Below are 24,627 nucleotides of genomic sequence, written 5' to 3' on the forward strand. Positions count from 1 at the left end.
CCCAGCCCAAGCGCGATCTGACGTGAACACCCTTGCAAAACTAGGGAAAGTCCTGATAATCGGCGCCCAATGTAAACGTTATCATTCTGACTGTTGACCTATGGTGGTCACGCTATTTATCTGACTCGTCTCAGGAGACAAACACATGAAACGTACCCTCATCGCTGGCTTGATCAGCGCATCAATGGCAACTGGTGCACTGGCCGCTGAATCTGTTGAAGTTTTGCACTGGTGGACCTCAGGCGGCGAAGCTGCTGCCCTGGGCGTGCTCAAGAAAGACCTGGAAAGCCAAGGCGTTTCCTGGAACGACATGCCAGTAGCTGGCGGTGGTGGCGAAGCTGCCATGACAGCCCTGCGCGCACGCGTTACCTCTGGCAACCCACCCTCTGCTGTACAGGCTTTGGGCTTTGACATCACCGACTGGGCCAAGCAGGGTGTAGTCGCTGACCTGAACACACTGGCCACCAAAGAGGGTTGGGACAAAGTGGTGCCTAAAGCACTGCAAAACTTCTCAAAACATAATGGCAAATGGATTGCTGCACCTGTAAACGTGCACTCCACCAACTGGGTATGGGCCAACAAGGCCGTATTGGAAAAAGCTGGCGTTAAAACCATGCCCAACACATGGGATGAGTTCATCGCGGCACTCGACAAAGTGCAAAAAGCCGGCTTTATTGGCCTGGCCCATGGCGGGCAAGCCTGGCAAGATGCCACATTGTTTGACGGCGTGGTTCTAGCCACTGGCGGCGTTGACTTTTACAACAAGGCATTTGTCCAAAAAGACGAAGGTGCGTTGTCATCTGCAACCATGCAAAAGTCATTTGAGCGCATGGCACAGTTGCGCAAATACGTAGACAAAGACTTCTCAAACCGCGACTGGAACTTGGCATCAGCCATGGTGATTGAGGGCAAAGCTGGCTTCCAAATCATGGGTGACTGGGCCAAGGGCGAGTTCTTGGGCGCCAAAAAAGTACCAGGCAAAGACTTCATGTGTTTCCGCGTACCTGGCACGCAAGGCATGGTGTCATTCAACTCTGACCAGTTCTTGATGTTCAAAGTTGGCTCCTCTTCACAGGGTGCGCAAATGAAACTGGCCAAGGCCATCATGAACCCAAGCTTCCAAAGCGCGTTCAACGTTGTGAAGGGCTCAGTGCCAGCGCGTACAGACGTATCCAACGCAGCGTTTGACGACTGCGGCAAAAAGGGCATGGCTGACCTGGCTGAAGCCAACCGCAAGGGTACCCTGGTGGGCTCAATGGCACACGGCCATGCCGTACCAGCGTCTATCAAGAACGGCTTTTACGACGTGATTACACAGCACTTCAACGGCTCAATGACCAGCAAGGCAGCAGCTGCAGCCATGGCTGACGCGGTTGAGTAATTTGGCTTTGTAAGTTCGTGGCTTAAACCACGGGGGTTGGCCTAGAGCCGTGCTCTAGTGCAACCCCTTTTTTTATTAGTGAATTGACCATGAAAAATCGCTGGCTACCCTCTCTTGTGCTCAGCCCAAGCATCATCATGGTGGGCATTTGCGTGTATGGCTTTATTGCTTTCACCGTCTACTTATCATTTACAGCCTCTACCATTTTGCCAACCATGACGTTGGCCGACGAGAGCAACTACGCGCGTTTGTTCTCACTTAAAAATTTCTTTTTGTCGGTGAAGAACCTAGGCGTTTTCTCGGTTTTGTACATCGTCATCAGCATGCTGTTGGGTATGGGTTTAGCCATACTCATTGACCAGCGCATTCGCGCTGAGTCTTTGTTTCGCTCTATCTTTTTATATCCAATGGCCTTGTCATTCATCGTGACGGGCACGGCTTGGAAGTGGCTGCTAGATCCCAGCATTGGCTTTGAGCGGACCATGCACTTGCTAGGCTTTGAAAACTTTGTGTTTGACTGGATTAAAGACGGCGAGATGGCCATTTACACCGTGGTGATTGCCGCCGTGTGGCAAACCTCTGGCTTTGTGATGGCGTTATTTTTGGCCGGCTTGCGCGGCATTGACGGCGAGGTACTCAACGCCGCACGCGTGGACGGCGCCAAGAGCTGGCGCATTTACTGGCGCATCATCATTCCGCAGTTAGGTCCCAGTTTTATCTCGTCGTTTGTAATCCTGGCGCATATGGCCATCAAGAGCTACGACTTGGTAATTGCACTAACCGGCGGTGGCCCTGGCCGCTCGACGTGGCTACCGTCTGTATTCATGTACCAATACACCTTTACTCGAAACGAGATGGCCGTTGGTGCAGCCAGCGCCGTGGTCATGCTCATTGGCATAGCCGTAGTGGTGATTCCTTACGTGCGCCGAGAAATGCGCCTCAACAAAGGCGTTCAACCATGACTAAAACCATTGTGATGAGCCCTAAACCCAGTGGCATCAAGTGGGAGCGTGTGGCGCTTTACGCAGTGCTACTGCTGCTGGCTGCTTTGTTTTTGATGCCCATCTATGTGATGCTCATCAACTCTATCAAGCCGCTTGATGAAATCCGTGGCGGTAACCTGGTGGCCCTGCCCTTGGCACCCACGCTAGAGCCTTGGGTACAAGCCTGGAGCCTGTCGCAAATTGGCGTGCAAGCCACTGGCCTAAAGCCCTACTTTGCTAACTCGTTTTTGATGGTAATTCCGGCTGTACTCATTTCCACAGCACTGGGAGCACTCAATGGCTACGTGCTCACACAGTTCAAGATCAAAGGTGGCACGCTTATTTTTGGCTTGGTGTTGTTCTCGGTGTTCATCCCCTTCCAAATCGTTCTGATTCCCATGGCAAGACTGTTGGGTGAACTGGGTATTGCAGGCACTGTTAAGGGCCTTATCCTGGTACACACCATTTACGGCATTGGCTTTGGCACGCTGTTCTTCCGCAACTTTTACGCAGCATTTCCGCAAGAACTTGTGAAGTCAGCACGCATGGATGGTGCGGGATTCTTTGTACTGTTTTGGCGCTTGATGCTGCCAGCGAGCTTGCCCATTGTGGTGGTCAACATCATTTGGCAGTTCACCAACATTTGGAACGACTTCCTGTTTGGCGCGTCTTTTAGCGACTTCTCGTCTTACCCGTTAACGGTGGCACTCAACAATTTGGTGAGTAGCTCGACAGGCGTGAAGGAATACAACGTGCACTTTGCCGGCGCTTTCATCGCCGCGCTACCCACGTTGATTGTTTACATCGTGTCAGGCAAATATTTTGTGCGCGGCTTGATGGCTGGCTCGGTCAAAGGCTAAACCAATCAACATGCTCAGAGGCTCAGCTCCTCGCTAACTGAAGAAACTATTATGGCAACCCTACATATAGACGGCGTCTCCAAAAGCTTTGGCAACGTCAAAATTCTGCATGACATCAGCCTTGACCTGGCAGACGGTGAGTTTTTAGTTTTGGTGGGGCCATCGGGCTGCGGCAAAAGCACACTGATGAACGTGGTCGCTGGTCTTGAAGAACCCACCACAGGCCGCGTGACCTTGGCAGACCGAGACATCACCCACTTGCCACCTGATGAGCGTGACGTGGCCATGGTGTTCCAAAGCTATGCCCTGTACCCCAACATGACAGTGGCGCAAAACATTGCCTTTCCGCTGGAGATGCGCAAGGTGCCCAAAACCCAGCGCCAGGAAGCTGTCAACAAGGTCGCAGGTATGCTGCAAATTGACCACTTGCTAGACCGCAAGCCCAAAGCATTGTCTGGTGGCCAACGACAGCGTGTGGCCATTGGCCGTGCATTGGCTCGTCAACCGTCACTATTTTTATTTGACGAACCGCTGTCCAACTTGGATGCCAAGCTGCGCGTGGACATGCGCGCCGAACTGAAAAAACTGCACATGCGTCATGGTGTGACCACCATTTACGTCACACACGACCAAGTCGAAGCCATGACCTTGGGCACGCGTATTGCCGTGCTCAAAGGCGGCCTTATTCAACAGTTGGCTACCCCCATGGAGTTGTACGAGCGCCCGTCCAATTTGTTTGTTGCTGAGTTTATCGGCTCACCCAGCATCAATACCGCACCAGCCAAGGTGGACGCAAACGGTGAAGTCATGTTGGGCGGCGCGCGTGTTGGCCTGCAACTGGACAGCACTTTGGCCAACGCAGACGTCATTTTTGGCATTCGTCCTGAGGACTTGCGCGTGGGCCCACCCGGTACCGCAGGCGCGATTGACGCCACAGTTGCCCTTCTTGAGCCCACCGGCGCTGAGAGCTACGTGCTCATAGATACGGCCTACGGCGAGTTCACCTTGCGCATGCCAGGGCCTGGCGAACTGACCTTGGGGCAACAGCTCTCGGTGAGCTTTGACGCCGCCAAAGTGCATATCTTTGACGCAGCCACTGAACAGCGCTTGAACTAGGTGATAGACCACTGCGTTTTTATTCGCTTTCAAGCTGGTGTGCCACCAGAGAAACGCTTGCAACTCGTGCAAGCGTTTGAGAGCTTGCTAGGCCACATCGACGGGCTTGTTAGCCTGCACGCTGGTGCCAACTTGCCGTTTGAGCACAAAGACCATGGCTTTGATCACGGCTTTATAGCTCGCTTCAATGATGCACAAGCCTTGGCAAACTACCAAGCGGATACGCGCCACCAAGCCCTGGGCGCGGCTTTGGCAGAACACGCCACGGGCGGACTTGACGGTATCTTTGTATTTGACATGCCCGTTAGCGCTGCTTAGGGGCCAAGGCCAGCCATGAGCGATGAGAAAGCGCTAGCGGGTATCAACCCATTACGACCACCTGGCGGCGTCTACTTGCTGCACAGCCCAGACTTTGCCGCATGGGTGTACCCATTTGGTGCGCGGCTTATGCAAGTGTGGTGGTTAACAGCACCGCTGGGCCCGCGCCCATTGAGCTTGGGGTTTAACAGCCCCACTGCTTACCACCAAGACACCATGGCCATGGGCGCGGTGTGCGGGCGCTATGGCAATCGTATTGCCGCTGCCCAGCTGCTGCACAACGGGCAACAGTATGCGCTAAGCGCCAATCACCCCCTAGGCCACTGTATTCATGGCGGCGAGCTTGGTTTTGGTGTGCGCAACTGGTCGGTAGCATCTCATAGTGAGCGGCATATTGAGCTAACCCTGCACTCAGCGCACGGCGACCAGGGTTTCCCAGGCAACTGCGATGCGCGCATTGTGTATGCGTGGGTAGGTAACAACTTGCAATGGTCTGCCACTGCAGCGCTAGACGCGCCTTGCCCCATCAACCTGATACCCCACCCCTACTGGAACCTGGACGCCAGCCCAAGCATAGCCAACCACCAGCTGCAAGTGTTTGGCAGCCACTACTTGCCACTGGACGATCAAGAGCTGCCTATGCCGCTGGCAAGCGTGAGTGGTACCGCGTTTGATTACCGCAGCAAGCGTCTGGTATGCGCGCCAGACTTTGATAAACACATTGCACACCTTGACGGCGCTGTGCTGTTGGATGCGCAACACAACGTCATGCATGGCACATCCAGCCACATGGCCTTGGCGGCTGTGGCAAGCGTTTCAGACTTGCAGCTGTCTATGTACACCGACCAGCCCTTTGTGCATTTGTATGGTGCATCAGGGCTCAGCACCACAGCGCCACACTTGGGCGTCGCACACACACGCGGCGCAGGCTTGTGTCTGGAAACAGAAACTTGGCCCAACGGCCCGGCGCTTGGTCAAGCGGTATGGCATGACAAGGACACGCCATACCGCCACACTGCGCACTGGGTGTTTGAAACTCAGTCCGCGTAACCCATTTGCAGACGCCCCAGTGCTGTGAGTTGCTCTGCCGTAGCGCGGCCCGCAAAGTCCAGCTCGTAGTGCTCGGGAGCAAAGTCGGGGGACGATTCGCCGCGCTCAAAGGCGGCGCGCTGGGTGGCTAAAAACTTGCGGTTTTTATCGCACGCGGGCGCTGCGCCTATGTAAATCACGTTGCTGTAGCCGCTGCCGTTGTGCTTGTCTTCTACGCCGTGCACCACGTCTGGGTGCCACCAAACAGTGTCGCCCGGCTCTACTTGCGGGATAGGGCCGTAAGCACGCAATAGCAGAGCGTGGTACTGCGGGTTCACCACCATGGCGCGCCCTGCTTTGGCACCGCATAAATCGTCGTCCGCAATATCATCTTGTAACGCGCGCAGCAGCATCCATGCCATGGCATCAGCAATCGGTATGAGGTTTAACGTGCCGTCGCCTGGACCTTGGCCTGTGAGTGCGGTCCAGCCTTGGAAGGTTCTGAACATTTGACACACCGCCGGTGACGGAATTTCTTTGGCTTGCGTGCGGTAGGCCGCGGCAAACGGCTTGTACGCGTCAAAGTCGCCGTCAAAAATGTGGCGGTAAACCTGCTGGTAGCCCGGGTCTATCCAGCGCTCAATGGAGCCACCATCTACGTGCGGCGACAAACCCAATGTGGCGTCACCAGGTTCACGTTGGCGTAGACGGTCTGCATAAGTGCACTCTAGGTCTGGGTCGAATACTGACTCGCCAGACACCTCGGCTGAGTCCCATAAGCGGTTTAACCATTGGCGCGCACTGGCCAATTGTTCAGACTGGCGCGCCTGCACTTGCGCAGGCGACCAGTACACGCTGTAAATTTGTGGCTTTGAGCTGGCTAGCGCACTGAAGTATTGGTCAATACCGCGTTTGCTCTCAGCACGTCCCAAATAATCCAGGTCGCGCAAGTAGTCGGCAATACTGGCGTTCCAGCTGTCAATTTGCGCAGCGTCAAACACACCACGTATCACCACGCAACCACGCTTTCGTATCAAGGCTTTGGTCTGGTCACTGGCCGTAGCCAGGTCTGCAGCGGCAATGGTGGGCACTGGGTTGACACCCGCTGCACGTTGCGCTTCTATCTCGGCCACACTGGCCTCCAGGCGTCGGGTTAGCTCATCAAAGCGTGCTTTGTAGTCGGGCATTCGCGCACGCAGATCTGCCTTGCTTTGAACGATTTGATCGCGGTAGACCGCGTTGGTGTCAACTGTGGTCATGAATATTCTCCTCTATGGGTGGCGGCGTAAATAAATAGTTGGCTGGTAATGCATGGTTGGCGGGATCAAGCTGGTGCAGCAATCGCTGGGCGATGGTGCGCCCCGTTAGCTCTATGTCCTCAAAGCAGCCCAGCAACGGCTGGCGCAGATACACAGGCCACGAGGTGCTGTATTTGGTGACCAAATCAAGGTGCTGACCCAGCTTTAACTGGGCATCACCCAGTCCGCCCAAGAGTGCGACCAGCGGCGACTCGCGCGTAACAATGAGGCCGTCAAACTGGGATGCTTGTTGTGCGGCCCATGTGTAAATGTGCTCGGCGCTGCCGTCCATATCGAGGTTGGGTACCGTGACGCCATGCACCTTGGCACGCTCGCAGGCTTGCAGAAAGCCCTCAACCAAGTGCAAACGAAATGTGCCACCTTCTCGCGGCAGCAATACAGCCAATTTCTTTCTACCCCTCGCCACCAGCGCGTCCACAGCAAGTTGCGCATATTGCTCGTTGGCAAAGTCAACAAAAGGGTGGGCATGACCAAAGTCATCACAAATCGATTTTTTGTGCCCCATGCGTGTGCGCCCATGCGTTGCAAATGCAAATTTTTTATCCAACAGGTATTGCACCCGCGCGTCTTTGGGCTTGGTGTTTGTAAGCACCATGGCGTCTGCCAAACCCCTGTCAACCACGTAGCGCAAGGTCTCTAAGCCATCACCGTCAATGGACTCGGGCAACACAATCATGTGGTAGTCCGTATCGCTTAGTGCGTCGCTAACTCCCAGCAACAAGTCTTTAAAAGCTGGCTGGTTGGCGTCTAGGCGGTTCATCAAAAACGCAACCACATAGGTTTTACCCGTCTTCAGGCGTACTGCAGCACGATCTCTGACATAGTTAAGTTCTTTGGCAACCTGCAACACGCGGTCGCGCGTGGGCGGCAGCACGCTGTCTGCCCCCGCAAGCGCGCGTGACACGGTGGCTAACGACAAGCCGGTTAGCTTGGCAATGGTACTGATTGTTGGTTTTTTATCGCTCATTGATGCCTCCACCGCGCGATTATGTAAACGTTTTCATCGGTGGTCAACCTAGGAAAAACCCGATTTGCCAGCGATGATGTAAACGTTATCATGAACCCCGGTCAAAGGGGCTCGTTAAACCGTACAACACACAAAGGTCGCACCATGAAATGGGCATTAGTAGGCGCCAGCACGATTGCTAGCCAGTGGTTAACAAACGCCATCCGCGCCACTGGCGACGAAGTGGTGGCAGTCGTATCCGGCAGCGCCGAGCGCGCGCAAGACTTTGCAAAGCTGCACGGCATTGCCCATGCATGCACCAGCGAAGCTGAGCTGGACGCGTTGGGCATTGAGGCGGTTTACATCTCCAACACCAACGACAAGCACGAGGCCAGTGTGTTGCGCGCCGCAGCCGCCGGCCAACATGTGCTGTGCGAAAAGCCCCTGGCCGTCGATTTGGCAGCAGCCAAACGCATGGTGCAGGCCTGCGACCAAGCCGGTGTAGTCATGATGACCAACCACCACTTGCGCCACAACGCTGCACACCGCGCCATGCAACGGCATATTGCCAACAATGACTTGGGGCGCATCAGTTCTGTGCGCTTAAGCCACTCTGTGTACTTGCCCAAGCACATTCAAGGTTGGCGCTTGAGCGACAAAAATGCAGGCGGCGGCGTGGTGCTGGATATCGCAGTGCACAACGCAGACTCATTGGCATTTTTACTGGGCGAATACCCCACGCACGTGTGCGCCATGACCAGCAATACCGGCATGGCCAGCGGCGATGGCATGGAGGACAACGCCATGTCCATATGGCGTTATGCCAGTGGCATTACCGCCTTTACACACCAAGGCTTCAACACGCCGTTTGCACAAACCCACATCCAGGTGCACGGCGACCAGGCCAGCTTGCAGGGCAATGGCATTTTGTCGCAAGCGCCTGGCGGCTCATTGGAGCTGACCAATGAACAAGGGGTACACGCAATTGAGCTGGATGCCGACAACCTGTATGAGCGCGTTGTCCGCAATATGCACGCAGCTATTGCGGGCAAGCAGCACACCAATGCCGACGGTGAAGCTGGCTTGAAATCGCTGGCAGTGGCTTATGCCGTATTGCAAAGCGCCGCCACCGGCCACACCCAACAAGTTCTCTACCCATGAGCGCAACCAAAGCCCATACGCTACTGGCCCAACAACCCACGCCCAATTTCGCCAGCGCCCGCTTTTTAAAGCAGCACATAGACGACATCCTGTCGTTTTACAAGTCCATTGCCTTGGACACGCGCGGCGGTTTTTTTCATTACTACAAAGACAACGGCGACATCTATGAACGTGACGACAGGCACTTGGTCAGCGCCACGCGCTTTGTATTTAATTGGGTAAAAGCTTGGCAACACACCGGCAACAATGACTACCTCACTTGGGCAGCGCACGCACTGGCGGAGCTGGACAAACGCTTTAAAAATACCCAACAAGACTACGTGTGGACTATTGACGCCAGCGGCGTAAAAGACGCGCGCATCATGGCCTATGGCCAAGCCTTTGTGTTGCTGGCCAAGTCTTACGCGTACAAAGCTCAGTTGTGCAGCGCTGCGGATGTGGGCGCTGTGTTTGATCGCATGAACACACAGTTTTACGAACCTGCGTACAAGGCCTACGCCGACGAGCGCTCAGCCAGCAATGAATTGGCGAGCTACCGCGGGCAAAACGCCAACATGCACATGTGCGAGGCGTGCCTGGCAGCATTTGAAGCAACTGGCGAGCACCGCTACTTGCAACGTGCACAAGACTTGACCAACACCTTTGCACTGCAACTGGCTCACATGGGTCAACAGCCCATTTGGGAGCACTACCATACAGACTGGACACCAGACTGGGAGCACAACAAGGATAACCCCGGCGACATCTTCAAACCATGGGGCTACCAGACCGGCCACCAAACCGAATGGGCCAAACTGCTGCTCAACCTGCACGAACACGCACCTGATGCACGCTATGTACAAGCTGCAAAAGCCCTGCACGACGCGGCCTACGCAGCCGGCTGGGACAAGAACAACGGCGGTCTTGTCTACGGCTACGCACCAGACGGCACGCCGTGCGACACCGACAAGTATTTCTGGGTGCATGCCGAGTCGTTTGCCAGCAGCTGGCGGCTGTGGCGTGCAACAGGCAACACGCACTACAAAACCCAATACCTGCAAACATGGGACTGGGCGTGGACGCATTTGGTAGATCACCAACACGGCGCTTGGTTTCGCATAACCAACGCTGCAGGCGACAAACTGGAAGACACCAAATCACCAGCGGGAAAAGTGGATTACCACACCATGGGCGCATGCTGGGATGTACTGCGCGTTGGCGGCCTGGACGTTTAACGAGATTTCATACACATGCGCTTTGGCATTTTGGGCAACGCAAAAATTGCCCGCACACAAGTCATTCCAGCCATCCTGGAGGCTGGGCACACACCGCTGACCATAGGTAGTCGCGGCGAGCCCAACATCTGGCCAGACGCGCCCAGTATGCGCTGGACAGACTATGCAGGCGTGCTGTCAGACCCCGACGTCCAGGCCGTGTACATTGCACTGCCCAACCACTTGCACACGCAGTGGACAGTCGCGGCCCTGCACGCAGGCAAACACGTACTGTGCGAAAAGCCCATGGCTTTGAGTCTGCAAGAAAGTCAACAAATACAAACGGCCGTGCAAGCCACGGGCAAGCATGCCGTTGAGGCTTATATGGTGCGGCATCACCCGCAATGGCATTGGCTTAAAACGCAGGCCAAGCTGGGCGCCATTCGCCAAATTCAAGTCGTGTTCAATTACGACAACCGCGACCCCAATAACATTCGCAATGCCATTGCCGTGGGCGGCGGCGCATTGTGGGACATTGGTTGCTACGCTGTGTTTGCTGGCCATTGGCTCATGGGTCGCAGCCCTGACCACGTGAGCGCCAGCATGCAGCGCCACCCCGACTGGGGCACAGACATACATACCCAAGGCGTGCTGCACTGGCAAGACGAAGCTGCTGGCGACACTCATTTGCAATTTATGGTGAGCACACAAAGCGCCAAAAGCCAAAGCGTTTATGTGGTGGGCGAAGCTGGCTGGGCACAACTGCACGCGCCGTTTAACCCAGCGCACAACCCACAGACCAGCACAGCCACTTGGGCGCCCAACGCCGGCTTGCACCACGAGGCCCAACAAGTTGTATTTGAGCCCTGCAATGCCTACACAAACATGGTGAAGCATTTCGCAGCGCAGATAGACAAAGACAACGGCCAAGCCCATGATGCGTCGGCAAGTGCGGCCATCACACACACGCTCACACGCCTCATCAACGCGTCAAAAACCTAGCGTTTACCCGCGTTTTGGCGTGAAGTGTCACCTTCAATGCGCAAGCGCGGCGCTTAACGTTGTATATTTCCGGCTCTTTCACACCTACAGCAACACATTGCAGGAGACACCCACATGAAATTGGTATCCAAAGTAGCGCTATGCGCCGCACTGAGTATTGGCGTGCAAGCGCAAGCAGCTGAATTTGTCACGGTGCTCACCGGCGGCACCAGTGGTGCCTACTTCCCCATTGGTACAGCACTGTCCAAGTTTTATGGCGATGCCATGCCCAACACCAAGGTGACTGTGCAGTCCACCAAGGCCAGCGCAGAAAACCTGAACCTCATTCAAGCGGGCCGTGGCGAACTGGGTTTTGCCCTGGGTGATGCCGTATCCAACGCGTGGCAAGGCAATGCAGATGCGGGCTTTGCCAAAAAGCTGGACAAGCTGCGCGCAATTGCAGGCATCTACCCCAACTACATTCAAATTGCGGCAGCGAAGACTCTGGCATCAAGACACTGGCAGACCTCAAAGGCAAGCGCGTTGCAGTGGGCGCACCCAAAAGCGGTACCGAGCTGAACGCGCGCGCCTTGTTCAAGGCAGCAGGCATGACCTACAACGACTTTGCCAAGGTGGAGTACATCTCTTTTGGCCAAAGCGTTGAGCTGATGAAAAACCGTCAAATTGACGCCACCCTGGTGTCAGCCGGTTTAGGCGTTGCAGCCGTCAAAGACTTGTCTACCAATATTGCCATTCGCCTAATCCCAATTGGTGAAGACGTTATTGCCAAGGTGGGTGACGCGGCCTACCAGCCTGCCAGCATTCCAGCCAACACCTACGCAGGTCAAACCGAGGCTGTGCCAACCGCTGCCATTCGCAACATTTTGGTGACCAACACTGGCGTATCTGACGACGATGCTTACACCATGACCAAGGTGCTGTTTGACCAGTTGAGCGCGTTGCACGCAGCCCACAAGGCAACACTGGCCATTGACCCCAAAACTGCGGCTGTAGGCGTGCCTGTGCCGTTGCACCCTGGTGCTGAGCGCTACTACCGCGAAGCCGGCTTGTTGAAGTAAAGATCAGCCTTTACAGCCAACCAGAAAAGCGCTGTTCAGCGCTTTTCTTTTGTGTACAAGGGCTGACTGCCAGCACGCTACCCTGTTGGTCGTCAACCATCTAACCCATCACCAGCATGCTCAATTCCAAAGAATGGTCATTCAGCGGCACCACCCGAGACAAGGCGATATTTTTAGTTGCCCTGGTCTTCTCGGTGTTCCAGGTTTACACCGCCACCTTCAGCCCTATCGGTACGCAAATCGTGCGCGCCATTCACGTGGGTTTTTTGTGCTTGCTGGTAATGCTCATGCTGCCCGGCCGGTTCAAGCACTTGTCGCTGTTGCTGGGCCTGGCCACCATGGGCACTGGTGTCTACCAGTGGGTATTTGAAGGCGAGTTGATTTTTCGCTCTGGCGATCTCAACCATGTGGATATGCTGATTGGCGTTGTTGCGCTGCTGGCGGTTTTTGACAGCGCACGGCGCATCATGGGTTGGGCCTTGCCGGTTATTTGCGCCACGTTTTTGGCCTATGCGTTTTTTGGCGAGTACTTGCCACAACCGCTGGGTCACAGGGGCTACGCATTTGATCAAGTCATTGAGCAGATGGCGTTTGGTACAGAGGGTATCTACGGCATACCCACTTATGTCAGCAGCAGCTACATCTTCTTGTTTATTTTGTTTGGCGCGTTTCTGGAAAGCGCCGGCATGATCACCTTGTTTACCAACTTTGCCATGGGCACTGTGGGTCACACACGCGGTGGCCCAGCCAAGGTGGCCGTGGTGAGCTCTGGCCTCATGGGCACCATCAACGGCTCAGGCGTGGCCAACGTGGTCACCACCGGGCAATTCACCATTCCGCTGATGAAGCGTTTTGGTTTTTCGTCTGCCTTTGCAGGCGGCGTTGAGTCAACTGCCAGCATGGGTGGCCAGCTCATGCCACCCGTTATGGGGGCGGTGGCCTTCATCATGGCTGAGACGCTTGAGCTGCCCTATCTGGATATTTGTATTGCCGCGCTGGTGCCTGCCATCTTGTACTTCACCACTGCTTTTTGGATGGTGCACCTTGAGGCCGCGCGCGCTGGCCTGAAAGGTTTGGCCAAAGAAGACTGCCCAGACCCGTGGGCGGCTTTAAAGACGCATTGGTATCTTATTGGACCCTTGCTCATGTTGGTGGGCTTGCTGTTTGGCGGCTACACGCCTTTATTTGCGGGCACTGTTGGCTTGTTCTTGACCGTGGTGTTGATACTGGGTACCGCCATTGCACTGCGTGTGCCCAATACCGCCATGCGTGTTGCCTTTTGGCTGGTCATTGGTTTGTTGTGCGGTGGCTTTTTTGAAATAGGTGCGGGTGCACTGCTGGGCACCATCGCACTGCTGGTGTTTGTGTTGTTGGCTATTCGTGATGGCGGCGCGCTGCACATCAGTGTGCAGGCTTTGGCCAATGGCGCACGCCACGCCCTGCCGGTTGGTGTCGCTTGCGCGCTGGTGGGCGTCATCATAGGTGTACTAACCCTCACAGGTGCAGCGACTACCTTTGCCAACGCCATCATCAGTGTGGGCGAAAAGAGCTTGTTCTTGAGCTTGTGCCTCACCATGATTGTGTGTCTGATATTGGGCATGGGCATTCCTACCATTCCCAACTACATCATCACCAGCTCGCTGGCCGCACCAGCCCTGCTAGAGTTGGGCGTGCCTTTGCTGGTCAGCCACATGTTTGTGTTTTACTTTGGCATCCTGGCAGACCTCACGCCGCCCGTGGCACTGGCCTGTTTCGCCGCCTCACCGATTGCCAAGGAGTCTGGCCTAAAAATCAGTGTGCAAGCGGTCAAGGTGGCATTTGCAGGCTTTGTGATTCCGTACATGGCCGTGTACTCACCAGCGCTGATGCTGCAAGGTGACCCAAGCGTTGTGGCGGTGGCTTACATCGTTTTCAAGGCGCTCGTTGCCATCGCTTTATGGGGCATGGCCGCCAGTGGGGTTTGGCGCGCAACCATGCCCGTGTGGGAGCGTGTATGGGCCGTGGCAGCGGCTGCCATGTTGGTGGTGGCTTTGCCTATTACAGACGAAATTGGATTGGCCTTGTCTGCAGGCTTTTTGGCTTGGCACATGTGGCGCACCCGCGCCGCAGCCCAACCCGCAGCATGAGCGCCAGCGCTGCCCTGGCAGCGCTGTGCTTGAGCAGCGGCGCGCTAACTGCCACTGTGCCCACCACTGCATTTGAGCTGCAGTGGGTGCACTCCATTGAAAAAACGCAATGGCTGGAGCACTGGGAAGTCACACCCCAGATACTGACCTTGGTGCGCGCCAGCATCGCCACCAGCGGCGCGGGCATGGACATTCCAGACAACGCCGTGCTGGTCAACGGCGTGTATGAATACCCAGTCAATGTGCAACTCAAAAGCGTCACACTAAGCCACAGCCCTTACACCGCACAAGCCACGCTGTGCATGAACAAGCAATGCAAGCCACTGTCAAACTGGCTGACGGGCTTGCCTGATATTGCAGCAGTGACGCTGACGCCTTGCCAGCCGCCAAACAATTAGGCGGGTACCGTGCGTGTCACCTCACGCAACAGCACAAACTCTTCAGCTGTTGTGGGGTGCACGGCGATGGTGGCGTCAAACTGGGCTTTGGTCGCGCCCAATGTCACGGCAATGGCGATGGCCTGGATGATCTCTGGTGAGTCATCACCCAGCATGTGCACACCCACCACTTTGTCGGATGCGTCGTCGACCAGCACCTTGATGTAGGTCTTGGTGGTGCCGCCTGCAAAGGCCACTTTCATGGGCCTGAATTCAGTCTCGTACACGCGCAGCTTGGCGTATTGCCCGGCAGCTTGTTCTTCGGTTAAACCCACACTGGACAAGGGCGGCATGGTAAAGGTTGCCGTAGCCACCGAGGCGTGGTTGACGGTTTTCTTTGTGCCGGTATACAGGTTGTCGACCAAGGCGCGGCCTTCGGCAATGGCCACCGGCGTGAGCGCCATGCGACTGGTCACGTCGCCCACGGCATACACGTTGGCCACAGAGGTTTCGCTCCACTCGTTCACTTGTATAGAGCCGTCCTGGTTCATGGCTACGCCGATGTTTCCAAGGCCCAAGCCCTCAGTGTTGGGGCTGCGGCCTGTCGCATTCAACACAGCGTCAAACTCGTATTCCATGTCACCCGCAAACACCACCGTGGTGTCGCCGCGTACCTCTACGCTTTTCATGCTGCTGGACGGCATCAGCGTAATGCCTTGCGCCGTCAAGGCTTGGGCCAGCTTGGCGCGGGTGCTGTTGTCAAATCCGCGCAAGGGCAAGTGGTCACGGTAAAACACTGTTACGTCGCTACCCAGGCCGCGCAGAATACTGGCAAACTCCAGCGCGATATAACCCGCACCCAACACGCCCAAACGCTTGGGCACATGGCGCAAGTCCAGGATATCGTCAGACGTGAGTGCCTGCTCGATACCAGGAACAGCATGGCGGTTCACGCGCGCGCCTGTGGCAATCAGCAGTCGTTTGGCTTTGATGGTGGTGGTGCCATCAACCGATACGGTGTTGGCGTCAACAATGGTGGCGTCCCCCCTGAACACGGTGACACCGCTGCCATCAAGCATGCGGTTATAAATGCCCTCAAGGCGGTCAATCTCGGCGGCCTTGTTGGTTTGCCATGTGTCCATCTCAAACGTGGCACCCTCAAAGCGCCAGCCGTAGGCGGCCATTTCTGGCAGCTCTCGGCCAAACTTTGAGGCGTACATCATGAGCTTTTTGGGCACACAGCCGCGTATCACGCAGGTGCCGCCCAAGCGGTCGCGCTCAACAAGGGCCACGCGCACGCCATGTGCGGCCGCACGCCTGGCAGAGGCCACGCCTCCAGAGCCGCCACCTATGACCAACAGGTCAAATTCTTGGGCTTGTTGAACGGTGGTGACTGACTCAGACATAGACTTCCTTGGGCGTTAAAGACTTGAACAATGACCTGATTAAACCGCACCCGTGTATTCGCCGCGCGCTGGATAGTCTTTAGCCACAGCAAAATCAATGGCAGCCAACAATTCATCAAAGTGGGGGCGTGCAAACGGCATGGTTTGCACCGCACCGTAGTACAGCGTGCCGTCCGGGCGCACGATGTAAACCGCTGGCTCGGCAAACAAGGCTGGCTCTTCTATGTTGATAGACGTCAAGCCACGCCCTGCTGTGGTGTACAAGCCCCACTCACGCGCCTTGGCCAATGACAAGTCGTAGCCCAAACGCAGATTGGGGTTGTTGATCTTGTCGGCCATCTGTTGCGCACGCTCTTGCCCGTCTGTAGACAGTGCAATGACATTCACACCACGCTGCTCGTAATCACCCAACAAGCGGCCCAGCTCTAGCAAGTACTTGGCGCAAATGGGGCAATGCAGACCACGATAAAACACCGCCAACGAAAACGTCTTGGGCGCGTCTGTAGCCAGATCGTACTGACCGTGGGCCAAGGTGGGCACTTGTAGAGCTGGTACAGCTTGACGGGGCATTAGTGGTGTGATCATGGTCGTAAGCCTTTCAAGGCAAGGGGTTGTTGGTGGGTTGCAAGTCTATAGCTTATTGCACCAATTCAACATTTAAGTATTTAAAAATATCGAAAGCGTATTAATAAATGCGCATAATACCTCGCATGGACAGACTTTCCCCGCTTTTAAACCGCTTTGACTTGCGCGCCAGTGTTTACTTTCAAGGCGCGCTGTGTGGCTTGCACACCGTAGACAAAAGCGACACCAGCGGCCACTTGCATTTAATTGAGCAAGGCAGCGGGCAGCTACTGGTGCCCGGGCTGGACGCATCACCCTACACCCTAGTGCAAGCCGTCCTCGTGTGGCTGCCCCATGCACGTGCCCACAGCGTGCACATGAGCGATGAGCCCACCAACAAGGCCTTGTGCGCACGTGTGGACTTTGGCTTGGGCAACAACCCCTGCTGCAAGCCATGCCACCTGTGCTGGTGTTGCCGCTGGCAGATTTACCTGCCCTCAAAGGCACGCTGGACCTGTTGACGACTGAGGCCTTTGCGCCGCGCTGCGGCGGCCAAGCCGCAATCAACCGCTTGTGTGAGTTGTTACTCATTCAGTTGCTGCGCTACTGCATTGAACACAAACTGGTGCCAGCCTCAGTGATTGCCGGCTTGTCTGACCCGCGCCTGGCCAAGGCCATTACCGCCATGCACAACGCACCGCAAACACACTGGACACTGGACACATTGGCCCAAACCGCTGGTATGTCGCGCGCGAGTTTTGCCAGCCACTTCAAAGCAGCAGTGGGCACAACACCGGGCGACTACCTCACCACCTGGCGCATGGGCCTGGCGCGCAACCTATTGCGCAGCGGTCAAAGCGTAGCGCGCACCGCCCACGCTGTGGGCTACAGCAGTGCCAGTGCATTCGTGAACGCATTTGGTACAGCACACAGCATTAGCCCAGCGGCTTGGCTGAAGGCGCAATAAGGTCAGCCAAGGCCTGCACCACCTGCACAGCACAGTCTTTGTGCGGCTCGTGGCCACATGGCTGCAAGTACACCAACTGCGTGTGCGGTACAGCTGCCCGAATGGACTCGGCGTGCGCGTTGCTGCCATAGGGGTCGTCCAAGCCTTGCACCACCACACAGGGGCAAGCAATGCGCGACAGCATGGGGCGAATATCCCACTGGCCAAATGCCTCAGACAGCCACACGCTTGACCAGCACGCAAACAGGCTATCGGCATCCTGGTGATGCCTGGCCAGCGCATCGCGCAAGCCTTTTTGCGGCGGCGCAGGCGCATAAAGCTGCTTGGCCTGCGCAATGGCATTGGTCGTTTGAGGCTCAACAAACGTGTGGGGGGCCAGCGCGGCCATACCCGCAATCCGGGGCATATGAGCTGCTGCTATCAACGCGATACTCGCGCCATCAGAGTGACCCACCAGCACAACTGCTTGTTGGCGACAGTCAATACCCAAGGCACTCAACAGCGCTGGCAGCACAACGTCGGCTTGGTGGTCTAAAAAATGCGCAGGCCATTGGCTTGCCACCTGCTGCGCGCCAGACCAACCATAGGCCTCACGCGAGTACACCAAGCCCCTGCAACCCAGTGCGTTGCACACCTGCTGCGGGAACCCCCGCCAAATACCCAGGCTGCCCAAGCCCTCATGCAAAAACACCAACAGGGGTTGGCACTTGCCTGGTGGCTGTTCAGGCTCAAGCCACTGGTACTCCACCTCCAAGGGGCCGCCTGCGTAAGAGGCGTTTGGCAAGCGCACAGTGGGGGCAGCCTGCCTCGCGCTTTGTGCAGCCATCAGTTCAGGGCCCGCAGCCTAAAGCGTTGGATTTTGCCGGTGGCGGTTTTAGGCAGCTCGTCCAGAAACTCGATCTGGCGTGGGTATTTGTATGGCGCCAAGTGCTCTTTAACAAAGCTTTGCAGTGCAGCGGCATCCGCAGGCTCGCCGTCCTTGCACACCACGTAAGCTTTCACCTTGATCAGCCCATCGCTGTCGGCAACGCCAATCACGGCGGCCTCCAGTACGCTGGGGTGTTGTATGAGGGTGGCCTCCACCTCAAAGGGTGACACGTAAATACCGCTGACCTTTAGCATGTCGTCACTACGCCCGGAGTAGGTGTAAGTGCCATCTGCGTTGCGCACGTATTTGTCACCGCTTTTAGTCCATGCGCCTTGAAAAGTGTCGCATGACTTGGCGCGGTTGTCCCAGTACATCAACGCGGCACTGGGACCACTGATGTACAAATCACCCACCTCGCCATCGGGCACGGGCTGGCCGTCGTCGTCGCGCAGGCTCAGCGCGTAGCCGGGCACAGCCCAACCAGTGGTGCCATAGCGCACGTCGCCAGGCTTGTTGGATAAAAAGATATGCAGCATCTCGGTTGAGCCAATGCCGTCAACGATGTCGGCGCCGTAGTGCGCCTTGAAGGTGTGCCCAATGTGCGCGGGCAAGGCCTCGCCAGCGCTAGACGCCATACGCAATGCCACAGCTGATTTGGGCGGCAGGTCTGGCGAAGCCAACATTCCGGCAAAGCCAGTAGGCGCGCCAAAAAACACCGTAGGCTGGTGGTCTATCCAACGCTTGAACACCGCTTGTGGCGTGGGCCGCTCGGCCATGAGTACAGTGGTCGCCCCCACACTCATGGGAAAACTCAAGCCATTGCCCAGGCCGTAGGCAAAAAACAGCTTGGCAGCCGAAAAGCACACGTCTTGCTCTGTAATGCCCAGCAAGTCTTTACCGTACAACTGCGCTGTCCAGTAGGGATTGGCATGGCTGTGCAACGCCGCTTTAGGCCGCCCTGTGGAGCCAGAGGTGTACAACCAGAAAGCCACTGCGTCGCAGCTGGTGTTGGCACAGGCTTGCAGTGGTTGTTGTGCGCTGAGCCAGCTGCTCAACACCTGCGTCTGCACACCCAAGGGCCATGACGGCGCCGTGGTGGCGTTGGGCTGTGCCAACAGCACGTGACCCACGCTGTGTCGGCCGTCACACAACGAAAGTGCCTCGGCCAGCACGCCGCTCAAGCTGCCAGAGCAGACCACCGCCTTGGCGTCGCTGTGTTGCACCATGTAGGCACAGTCGTCTGCTGTGACCAGGGTGTTGATGGGCACCGCCACCACACCCGCATACAAACAGCCCAAGAATGCAACAGGCCAATCCACGCTGTCTTGCGCAAACAGCAGCACGCGCTCTTCCGGGTGCAAGCCCAGTGCCAGCAAACCACTGGCAAAGCGCTGCACACGGGTGTGCAACTCGCCATAGCTCAGGGTGGCACCATCGCCTATAAAGGCCGTTTTGTCGCTGCGTTGGGCGTTGGTGCTGAGCAGGTGTTGTGCAAAATTGAAGCGCGCCTGCATCTGCATGCAGTCTCCCAAAGCTGGCACACCGTTAAAGGCCGTGGAGTTTGTAGGCGTTGGGCTGACTTGTGTCATGACGGTTTCAGGTTGAACAGTAAAATGAAGCAAACAACATGTAAAGACCACCTAAATATGCACTATTGTGCTTTTATGCTAGGCGGCCCTTTTACACCTGTCAAGCTGGACATCCCTACATCAGTCACCTCTGCACCAAGTCACACCAAATCACCCCAAGCTCAAGCTCCAACGCGTAACGCCCTCACACCTTGACCAACAACACCACAGACGCCAACCGTGATGCTTACTTGAGTGAGCTTGGCGCTCGCGTGCGCGCGCTGCGCGCCAGGCGCGGCCTGACCCGCAAGGCCGTGGCACTGGCGGCCAACGTCTCGGAGCGACACCTCGCCAACCTGGAGCTGGGCACGGGCAACGCATCTGTATTGGTACTGCAAGACGTGGCCAACGCGTTGCAATGCTCCATGGCCGAGTTGCTGGGCGACGTGACCACATCAAGCCCCGAATGGCTGATGCTGCGCGACTTGCTGACGCCGCTGGATGAAGCCGCCTTGTCTCGCGTGCGTGTGGCTGCAGCCCAAGTCCTGGGTCATGCACCTCCAGCCACAGCGCGCGCCAAACGCATTGCCCTTATTGGCCTGCGAGGCGCCGGCAAGTCCACACTGGGCGCCAAACTGGCCGCGCACCTGGCTTGCCCATTTACCGAACTAAGCCACGAGGTCGAGCGTCTGGCAGGCTGCAGCCTCAACGAAATACAAGCGCTGTACGGCATCAACGCCTACCGCCGCTACGAACACCGCGCGCTGGTCAACACCATAGAAAACAACCAAGCCGTGGTGATTGCCACACCCGGCGGCTTGGTGTCTGATACCGGCGCATTCAACCAGTTACTAAGCCACTGCACCACCATTTGGCTGCAAGCCAAACCCCAAGACCACATGCAACGCGTGATGGCCCAAGGCGATACCAGGCCCATGCAGGCCAGCCCAGAGGCCATGGAAGACCTTAAAAGTATTCTGGCCGGGCGCGCCGCTTTTTACTCCAAGGCGCAGTACACGCTAGACACCAGTGCGCAGCCACTGGCGCAAACCTTTGAACAACTCAAACAACTGGTGGCACATGCAATAAGTGCTTGACAAGTCGCTAAACATGCAACATAGTGCATGTACCGAATGACAAGGATGCACTGCATGAACGCCATAACAGACGCCAACCTAGCCCAAGACACGGCCTTGGCCGCCAACCAGGTGGACTACCGCACCTGCCCACAGCAGTACCAACACTGGGCGCTGGCTGTTGAGGGCAACACCGCGACACTCACGGCCAACTTCAACGAAGACGCAGGCATTCGCCCGGGCTACAAACTCAAGCTCAACAGCTACGACCTGGGCGTTGACATTGAGCTCAATGACGCCATCAACCGCGTGCGCTTTGAGCACCCCAACGTGCAAGTGGTGGTGATCACCAGTGCGCGTGATCGCGTGTTTTGCTCAGGCGCCAACATCTTTATGCTGGGCGTATCCACCCATGCCTGGAAGGTGAACTTTTGCAAGTTCACCAACGAAACACGCAATGGCTTTGAAGACTCCAGCGCCAACGAAGGTCTGAAGTTTCTGGCGGCTGTGAACGGCGCATGTGCAGGTGGCGGCTACGAGCTGGCGTTGGCCTGTGACGAAATCGTATTGATAGACGACAGATCCTCGGCGGTGAGCTTGCCCGAAGTGCCTTTGCTTGGTGTGTTACCCGGCACAGGTGGTTTGACGCGCATGACAGACAAGCGCCGCGTTCGCCACGATTTGGCAGACATTTTTTGCACTACCACTGAAGGGGTACGCGGCCAACGCGCGCAAGACTGGCGTCTGGTAGACCACATTGCCAAGCCTGCCAAGTTTGCGCAAACCGTGGCGCAGCGCACTGAGGCGCTGGCAGCCACCAGCACACGAGACACCGCCGCCAAAGGCATTGAGCTAACCCCTGTGCAACGCGACATGTCCGCCGACCAACTGCGCTACCAGCATGTGCATGTCGATATACACCGCAGTCAACGCAACGCCACCATCACTGTATTGGCGCCGACTGCCGCCATGCCAGACAGCGCCGCCGCCATCGAAGCAGAAGGTGACGCCTTTTACCCGCTGGCATTGGCTCGCCAGCTGGAAGACGCCATTTTGCACATGCGCACCAATGAACTGGACATTGGTACATGGATTATCAAAACCAAAGGCGACGACGCTGGCGTAAAAGCCATGGACGCCATGTTGCTGGCGCACAAAGACCACTGGTTGGTGCGCGAGACCATAGGCTTGCTGCGCCGCACACTAAGCCGCCTGGACGTGAGTGCACGCAGCTTGTTTGCCTGCATTGACCAGGGCTCTTGCTTTAGCGGTACCTTCCTGGAATTGGCCTTGGCATGTGATCGCTCTTACCACCTGGCGTTACCAGACGCGCCTGAGCAAGCGCCCACCATCGCCACGTCAGACGTAAACAACGGCTTGTACCCCATGGCAACAGGCCAGTCGCGCTTGCAGCGCCGCTTCTACGGCGAAGACCAACCCCTCTCGGCCATAGCCGCCAAGAAAGGCCAGGACCTCAACGCAGACGCCGCCTTTGAGCTGGGCTTGGTAACGGCCAACCCAGACGATTTGGACTGGACAGATGAGCTGCGTATCGCGCTGGAAGAGCGCGCCGCCATGTCACCAGACGCCCTGACAGGCATGGAAGCCAACCTGCGCTTTAACGGGCCAGAAAACATGTTTACACGCGTATTTGGCCGTCTTACAGCTTGGCAAAACTGGATATTCCAGCGCCCCAACGCTGTAGGTGCCAAAGGCTCACTAAAGGTATACGGCACAGGTGACAAGTCAGCCTTTGACTGGACACGTGTGTAAGTCACAAGCCAATAGTTTGTGCGTTGTGTGGCGGCTCAATGGTGGCCCGCCGCAACCGAAATAACCGCCACCCCCAATGGAGACGACTATGTCCGGCATCAACTACAGCGAAAAAATCCCCAACAACGTCAACTTGAGCGACGACCGCACCTTGCAGCGCGCGCTGGAGCAGTGGCAACCCAACTTCATCAACTGGTGGGACGACATGGGCCCAGACGGCAGCACCAACATGGACGTGTACTTGCGCACCGCCGTCAGCGTTGACCCGCAAGGCTGGGCACAGTTTGGTCACGTGAAAATGCGCGACTACCGCTGGGGTATTTTCTTGAACCCTGGCCAAGACGACCGCACCATTCACTTTGGCGACCACAAAGGCGAAAAAGTGTGGAACGACGTACCTGGTGAATACCGCGCCAACCTGCGCCGCATCATCGTCACGCAGGGTGACACAGAGCCGGCATCTGTGGAGCAGCAACGCCATTTGGGCGGCACTGCACCCAGCTTGTACGACTTGCGCAACCTGTTCCAAATCAACGTCGAAGAAGGCCGCCACTTGTGGGCCATGGTGTACTTGCTGCATAAGCACTTTGGTCGTGACGGGCGCGAAGAGGCCGACGCGCTGCTGCAACGCAACAGCGGCGACCAGGACAACCCACGCATCCTGGGTGCGTTTAACGAAGAAACACCAGACTGGTTGAGCTTCTTCATGTTCACCTACTTCACAGACCGTGACGGCAAATTCCAGCTGTGTGCGCTGGCAGAGTCAAGCTTTGAGCCGCTGGCACGCACCACCAAGTTCATGCTCACCGAAGAGGCGCACCACATGTTTGTGGGCGAGAGCGGCATATCGCGCACCATACAGCGCACCTGCCAGGTCATGAACGAGCTCAAGACAGACGATGTGAACAAGCTACGCGCCGCTGGCGTGATTGACTTGCCCACTATCCAGCGCTACCTCAACTTCCACTTCAGCGTAACCATTGACTTGTTTGGTGCAGACGAATCCAGTAACGCCGCCACCTTCTACAGCACAGGCATCAAAGGCCGCTACGAAGAGACCAAGCGTGACGACGATCACGTACTCAAAGACCGCACCTATCCCGTGCTGGAGCTAAAAGACGGTCAACTGGTGCAAAAAGAAGTGCCCATGCTCAACGCACTCAATGAAGTGCTGCGCGACGACTACATCAAGGACAGCGTAGGCGGCGTGGAGCGCTGGAACAAGGTTATCACCAAGGCTGGCATTGACTTCCAGCTTCGTGTACCGCACAAGGCCTTTAACCGCAACATTGGCGCGCTAGCCGGTGCCAACGTCACACCAGCTGGCGAGGTGGTGAGTGAAGCCGAATGGCGCTTGCGCGTCGGCGAATGGATGCCAGGCACGGAAGACCGCGCCTTCATTGCCAGCCTCATGCATCGCGTGGTGGAGCCCGGCAAATACGCCAACTGGATTGCGCCGCCCGCTGTTGGCATCAACCGACAAGACGCCAACTTTGAATACGTACGCTTCAATTAAGCCCCACCGAAACGGCTTGC

Annotated in this window: 21 protein-coding genes and 2 pseudogenes; 17 read left to right on the forward strand and 6 right to left on the reverse strand. The window is 56.6% G+C overall.

The genetic code is table 11. From position 1 onward, the window contains the following. The first annotated feature begins 145 nt into the window (after nt 1–145). From LN050_07005 to LN050_07030, 6 genes are all read left to right on the forward strand, one after another. On the forward strand, nt 146–1,381 hold the full coding sequence (locus LN050_07005; protein UFS55581.1) for an ABC transporter substrate-binding protein: 1,236 nt from the start codon (nt 146–148) through the stop codon (nt 1,379–1,381). Between the two features lie 89 nt (nt 1,382–1,470). After that, nucleotides 1,471–2,343, forward strand: coding sequence for a sugar ABC transporter permease (locus LN050_07010; protein ID UFS55582.1), 873 nt, complete (start codon nt 1,471–1,473; stop codon nt 2,341–2,343). Then, complete coding sequence (locus LN050_07015) at nt 2,340–3,224, forward strand: carbohydrate ABC transporter permease (GenBank protein ID UFS55583.1); 885 nt, start codon at nt 2,340–2,342, stop codon at nt 3,222–3,224. The genes LN050_07010 and LN050_07015 overlap by 4 nt, the downstream gene beginning before the upstream one ends. 51 nt (nt 3,225–3,275) lie before the next feature. Further along, nucleotides 3,276–4,340, forward strand: a complete 1,065-nt coding sequence (locus LN050_07020; protein ID UFS55584.1) for an ABC transporter ATP-binding protein — start codon at nt 3,276–3,278, stop codon at nt 4,338–4,340. A gap of 57 nt (nt 4,341–4,397) precedes the next feature. Then, the gene (locus LN050_07025) at nt 4,398–4,658 is read left to right on the forward strand and encodes a Dabb family protein (protein ID UFS55585.1); all 261 of its coding nucleotides are present in this window, start codon (nt 4,398–4,400) and stop codon (nt 4,656–4,658) included. 15 nt (nt 4,659–4,673) lie between these two features. Continuing rightward, nucleotides 4,674–5,708 (forward strand): hypothetical protein, encoded by a 1,035-nt coding sequence (locus tag LN050_07030; protein UFS55586.1) that lies wholly within the window; start codon nt 4,674–4,676, stop codon nt 5,706–5,708. Here LN050_07030 and LN050_07035 read toward each other — a convergent pair. After that, nucleotides 5,696–6,946 (reverse strand): DUF1479 domain-containing protein, encoded by a 1,251-nt coding sequence (locus tag LN050_07035; GenBank protein UFS55587.1) that lies wholly within the window; start codon nt 6,944–6,946, stop codon nt 5,696–5,698. The genes LN050_07030 and LN050_07035 overlap by 13 nt on opposite strands. Further along, complete coding sequence (locus LN050_07040) at nt 6,933–7,973, reverse strand: LacI family DNA-binding transcriptional regulator (GenBank protein UFS55588.1); 1,041 nt, start codon at nt 7,971–7,973, stop codon at nt 6,933–6,935. The genes LN050_07035 and LN050_07040 overlap by 14 nt, the downstream gene beginning before the upstream one ends. A 144-nt stretch (nt 7,974–8,117) precedes the next feature. Between LN050_07040 and LN050_07045 the strand changes: the two genes are divergently transcribed. The 6 genes and pseudogenes from LN050_07045 (at nt 8,118) to LN050_07070 (ending at nt 14,890) form a co-directional block, all read left to right on the forward strand. Continuing rightward, complete coding sequence (locus LN050_07045; GenBank protein ID UFS55589.1) at nt 8,118–9,113, forward strand: Gfo/Idh/MocA family oxidoreductase; 996 nt, start codon at nt 8,118–8,120, stop codon at nt 9,111–9,113. Further along, entirely contained in the window at nt 9,110–10,327 is a 1,218-nt protein-coding gene (locus LN050_07050; protein ID UFS55590.1) for an AGE family epimerase/isomerase, read from the forward strand. The genes LN050_07045 and LN050_07050 overlap by 4 nt, the downstream gene beginning before the upstream one ends. Nucleotides 10,328–10,342: 15 nt before the next feature. After that, nucleotides 10,343–11,308, forward strand: a complete 966-nt coding sequence (locus LN050_07055; protein UFS55591.1) for a Gfo/Idh/MocA family oxidoreductase — start codon at nt 10,343–10,345, stop codon at nt 11,306–11,308. Nucleotides 11,309–11,422: 114 nt separating this feature from the next. After that, a pseudogene (locus tag LN050_07060) lies at nt 11,423–12,366 on the forward strand (TAXI family TRAP transporter solute-binding subunit). 116 nt (nt 12,367–12,482) lie between these two features. Then, the gene (locus tag LN050_07065; protein UFS55592.1) at nt 12,483–14,492 is read left to right on the forward strand and encodes a TRAP transporter permease; all 2,010 of its coding nucleotides are present in this window, start codon (nt 12,483–12,485) and stop codon (nt 14,490–14,492) included. Then, nucleotides 14,489–14,890 carry a DUF1850 domain-containing protein gene (locus tag LN050_07070; GenBank protein ID UFS55593.1) on the forward strand — a complete coding sequence of 134 codons (402 nt, stop codon included), beginning with the start codon at nt 14,489–14,491 and terminating at the stop codon, nt 14,888–14,890. The genes LN050_07065 and LN050_07070 overlap by 4 nt, the downstream gene beginning before the upstream one ends. Here the strand turns inward: LN050_07070 and gorA are convergent. Together gorA and LN050_07080 are read right to left on the reverse strand one after the other, a co-directional pair. Beyond that, nucleotides 14,887–16,275, reverse strand: coding sequence for a glutathione-disulfide reductase (gorA, locus tag LN050_07075; protein ID UFS55594.1), 1,389 nt, complete (start codon nt 16,273–16,275; stop codon nt 14,887–14,889). The genes LN050_07070 and gorA overlap by 4 nt on opposite strands. A 39-nt stretch (nt 16,276–16,314) precedes the next feature. After that, nucleotides 16,315–16,860: an AhpC/TSA family protein gene (locus LN050_07080; protein ID UFS55595.1), complete on the reverse strand. Its 546-nt coding sequence runs from the start codon at nt 16,858–16,860 to the stop codon at nt 16,315–16,317. A 125-nt stretch (nt 16,861–16,985) separates the two neighbouring features. Between LN050_07080 and LN050_07085 the strand changes: the two are divergent. Together LN050_07085 and LN050_07090 are read left to right on the forward strand one after the other, a co-directional pair. Next, nucleotides 16,986–17,395, forward strand: a pseudogene (locus LN050_07085) (cupin domain-containing protein). A 186-nt stretch (nt 17,396–17,581) separates the two neighbouring features. After that, the gene (locus tag LN050_07090) at nt 17,582–17,806 is read left to right on the forward strand and encodes an AraC family transcriptional regulator (protein UFS57354.1); all 225 of its coding nucleotides are present in this window, start codon (nt 17,582–17,584) and stop codon (nt 17,804–17,806) included. Here the strand turns inward: LN050_07090 and LN050_07095 are convergent. Further along, on the reverse strand, nt 17,775–18,632 hold the full coding sequence (locus tag LN050_07095; protein UFS55596.1) for an alpha/beta hydrolase: 858 nt from the start codon (nt 18,630–18,632) through the stop codon (nt 17,775–17,777). The two genes, LN050_07090 and LN050_07095, sit on opposite strands and share 32 nt — an antisense overlap. Further along, the gene (locus LN050_07100; protein UFS57355.1) at nt 18,632–20,194 is read right to left on the reverse strand and encodes a benzoate-CoA ligase family protein; all 1,563 of its coding nucleotides are present in this window, start codon (nt 20,192–20,194) and stop codon (nt 18,632–18,634) included. The genes LN050_07095 and LN050_07100 overlap by 1 nt, the downstream gene beginning before the upstream one ends. 260 nt (nt 20,195–20,454) lie before the next feature. On the opposite strand from LN050_07100, the gene LN050_07105 reads away from it, so the two are divergent. The 3 genes from LN050_07105 (at nt 20,455) to boxB (ending at nt 24,607) form a co-directional block, all read left to right on the forward strand. Continuing rightward, nucleotides 20,455–21,339, forward strand: a complete 885-nt coding sequence (locus tag LN050_07105; protein ID UFS55597.1) for a helix-turn-helix transcriptional regulator — start codon at nt 20,455–20,457, stop codon at nt 21,337–21,339. 54 nt (nt 21,340–21,393) lie between these two features. Further along, nucleotides 21,394–23,091, forward strand: coding sequence for a 2,3-epoxybenzoyl-CoA dihydrolase (gene boxC / locus LN050_07110; GenBank protein ID UFS55598.1), 1,698 nt, complete (start codon nt 21,394–21,396; stop codon nt 23,089–23,091). Between the two features lie 88 nt (nt 23,092–23,179). Continuing rightward, complete coding sequence (gene boxB, locus LN050_07115; protein UFS55599.1) at nt 23,180–24,607, forward strand: benzoyl-CoA 2,3-epoxidase subunit BoxB; 1,428 nt, start codon at nt 23,180–23,182, stop codon at nt 24,605–24,607. Nucleotides 24,608–24,627: the final 20 nt, after the last annotated feature.

It is taken from the genome of Comamonadaceae bacterium M7527 (genome assembly GCA_021044545.1).
Lineage (GTDB): Bacteria > Pseudomonadota > Gammaproteobacteria > Burkholderiales > Burkholderiaceae_C > RS62.

Coding starts and splice junctions, on each gene's coding strand:
- LN050_07005 (UFS55581.1), top strand. CDS start 146: ATGAAACGTACCCTCATCGCTGGCTTGATCAGCGCATCAATGGCAACT.
- LN050_07010 (UFS55582.1), top strand. CDS start 1,471: ATGAAAAATCGCTGGCTACCCTCTCTTGTGCTCAGCCCAAGCATCATC.
- LN050_07015 (UFS55583.1), top strand. CDS start 2,340: ATGACTAAAACCATTGTGATGAGCCCTAAACCCAGTGGCATCAAGTGG.
- LN050_07020 (UFS55584.1), top strand. CDS start 3,276: ATGGCAACCCTACATATAGACGGCGTCTCCAAAAGCTTTGGCAACGTC.
- LN050_07030 (UFS55586.1), top strand. CDS start 4,674: ATGAGCGATGAGAAAGCGCTAGCGGGTATCAACCCATTACGACCACCT.
- LN050_07035 (UFS55587.1), bottom strand. CDS start 6,946: ATGACCACAGTTGACACCAACGCGGTCTACCGCGATCAAATCGTTCAA.
- LN050_07040 (UFS55588.1), bottom strand. CDS start 7,973: ATGAGCGATAAAAAACCAACAATCAGTACCATTGCCAAGCTAACCGGC.
- LN050_07045 (UFS55589.1), top strand. CDS start 8,118: ATGAAATGGGCATTAGTAGGCGCCAGCACGATTGCTAGCCAGTGGTTA.
- LN050_07050 (UFS55590.1), top strand. CDS start 9,110: ATGAGCGCAACCAAAGCCCATACGCTACTGGCCCAACAACCCACGCCC.
- LN050_07055 (UFS55591.1), top strand. CDS start 10,343: ATGCGCTTTGGCATTTTGGGCAACGCAAAAATTGCCCGCACACAAGTC.
- LN050_07065 (UFS55592.1), top strand. CDS start 12,483: ATGCTCAATTCCAAAGAATGGTCATTCAGCGGCACCACCCGAGACAAG.
- LN050_07070 (UFS55593.1), top strand. CDS start 14,489: ATGAGCGCCAGCGCTGCCCTGGCAGCGCTGTGCTTGAGCAGCGGCGCG.
- gorA (UFS55594.1), bottom strand. CDS start 16,275: ATGTCTGAGTCAGTCACCACCGTTCAACAAGCCCAAGAATTTGACCTG.
- LN050_07080 (UFS55595.1), bottom strand. CDS start 16,860: ATGATCACACCACTAATGCCCCGTCAAGCTGTACCAGCTCTACAAGTG.
- LN050_07090 (UFS57354.1), top strand. CDS start 17,582: ATGTCGCGCGCGAGTTTTGCCAGCCACTTCAAAGCAGCAGTGGGCACA.
- LN050_07095 (UFS55596.1), bottom strand. CDS start 18,632: ATGGCTGCACAAAGCGCGAGGCAGGCTGCCCCCACTGTGCGCTTGCCA.
- LN050_07100 (UFS57355.1), bottom strand. CDS start 20,194: ATGCAGATGCAGGCGCGCTTCAATTTTGCACAACACCTGCTCAGCACC.
- boxC (UFS55598.1), top strand. CDS start 21,394: ATGAACGCCATAACAGACGCCAACCTAGCCCAAGACACGGCCTTGGCC.
- boxB (UFS55599.1), top strand. CDS start 23,180: ATGTCCGGCATCAACTACAGCGAAAAAATCCCCAACAACGTCAACTTG.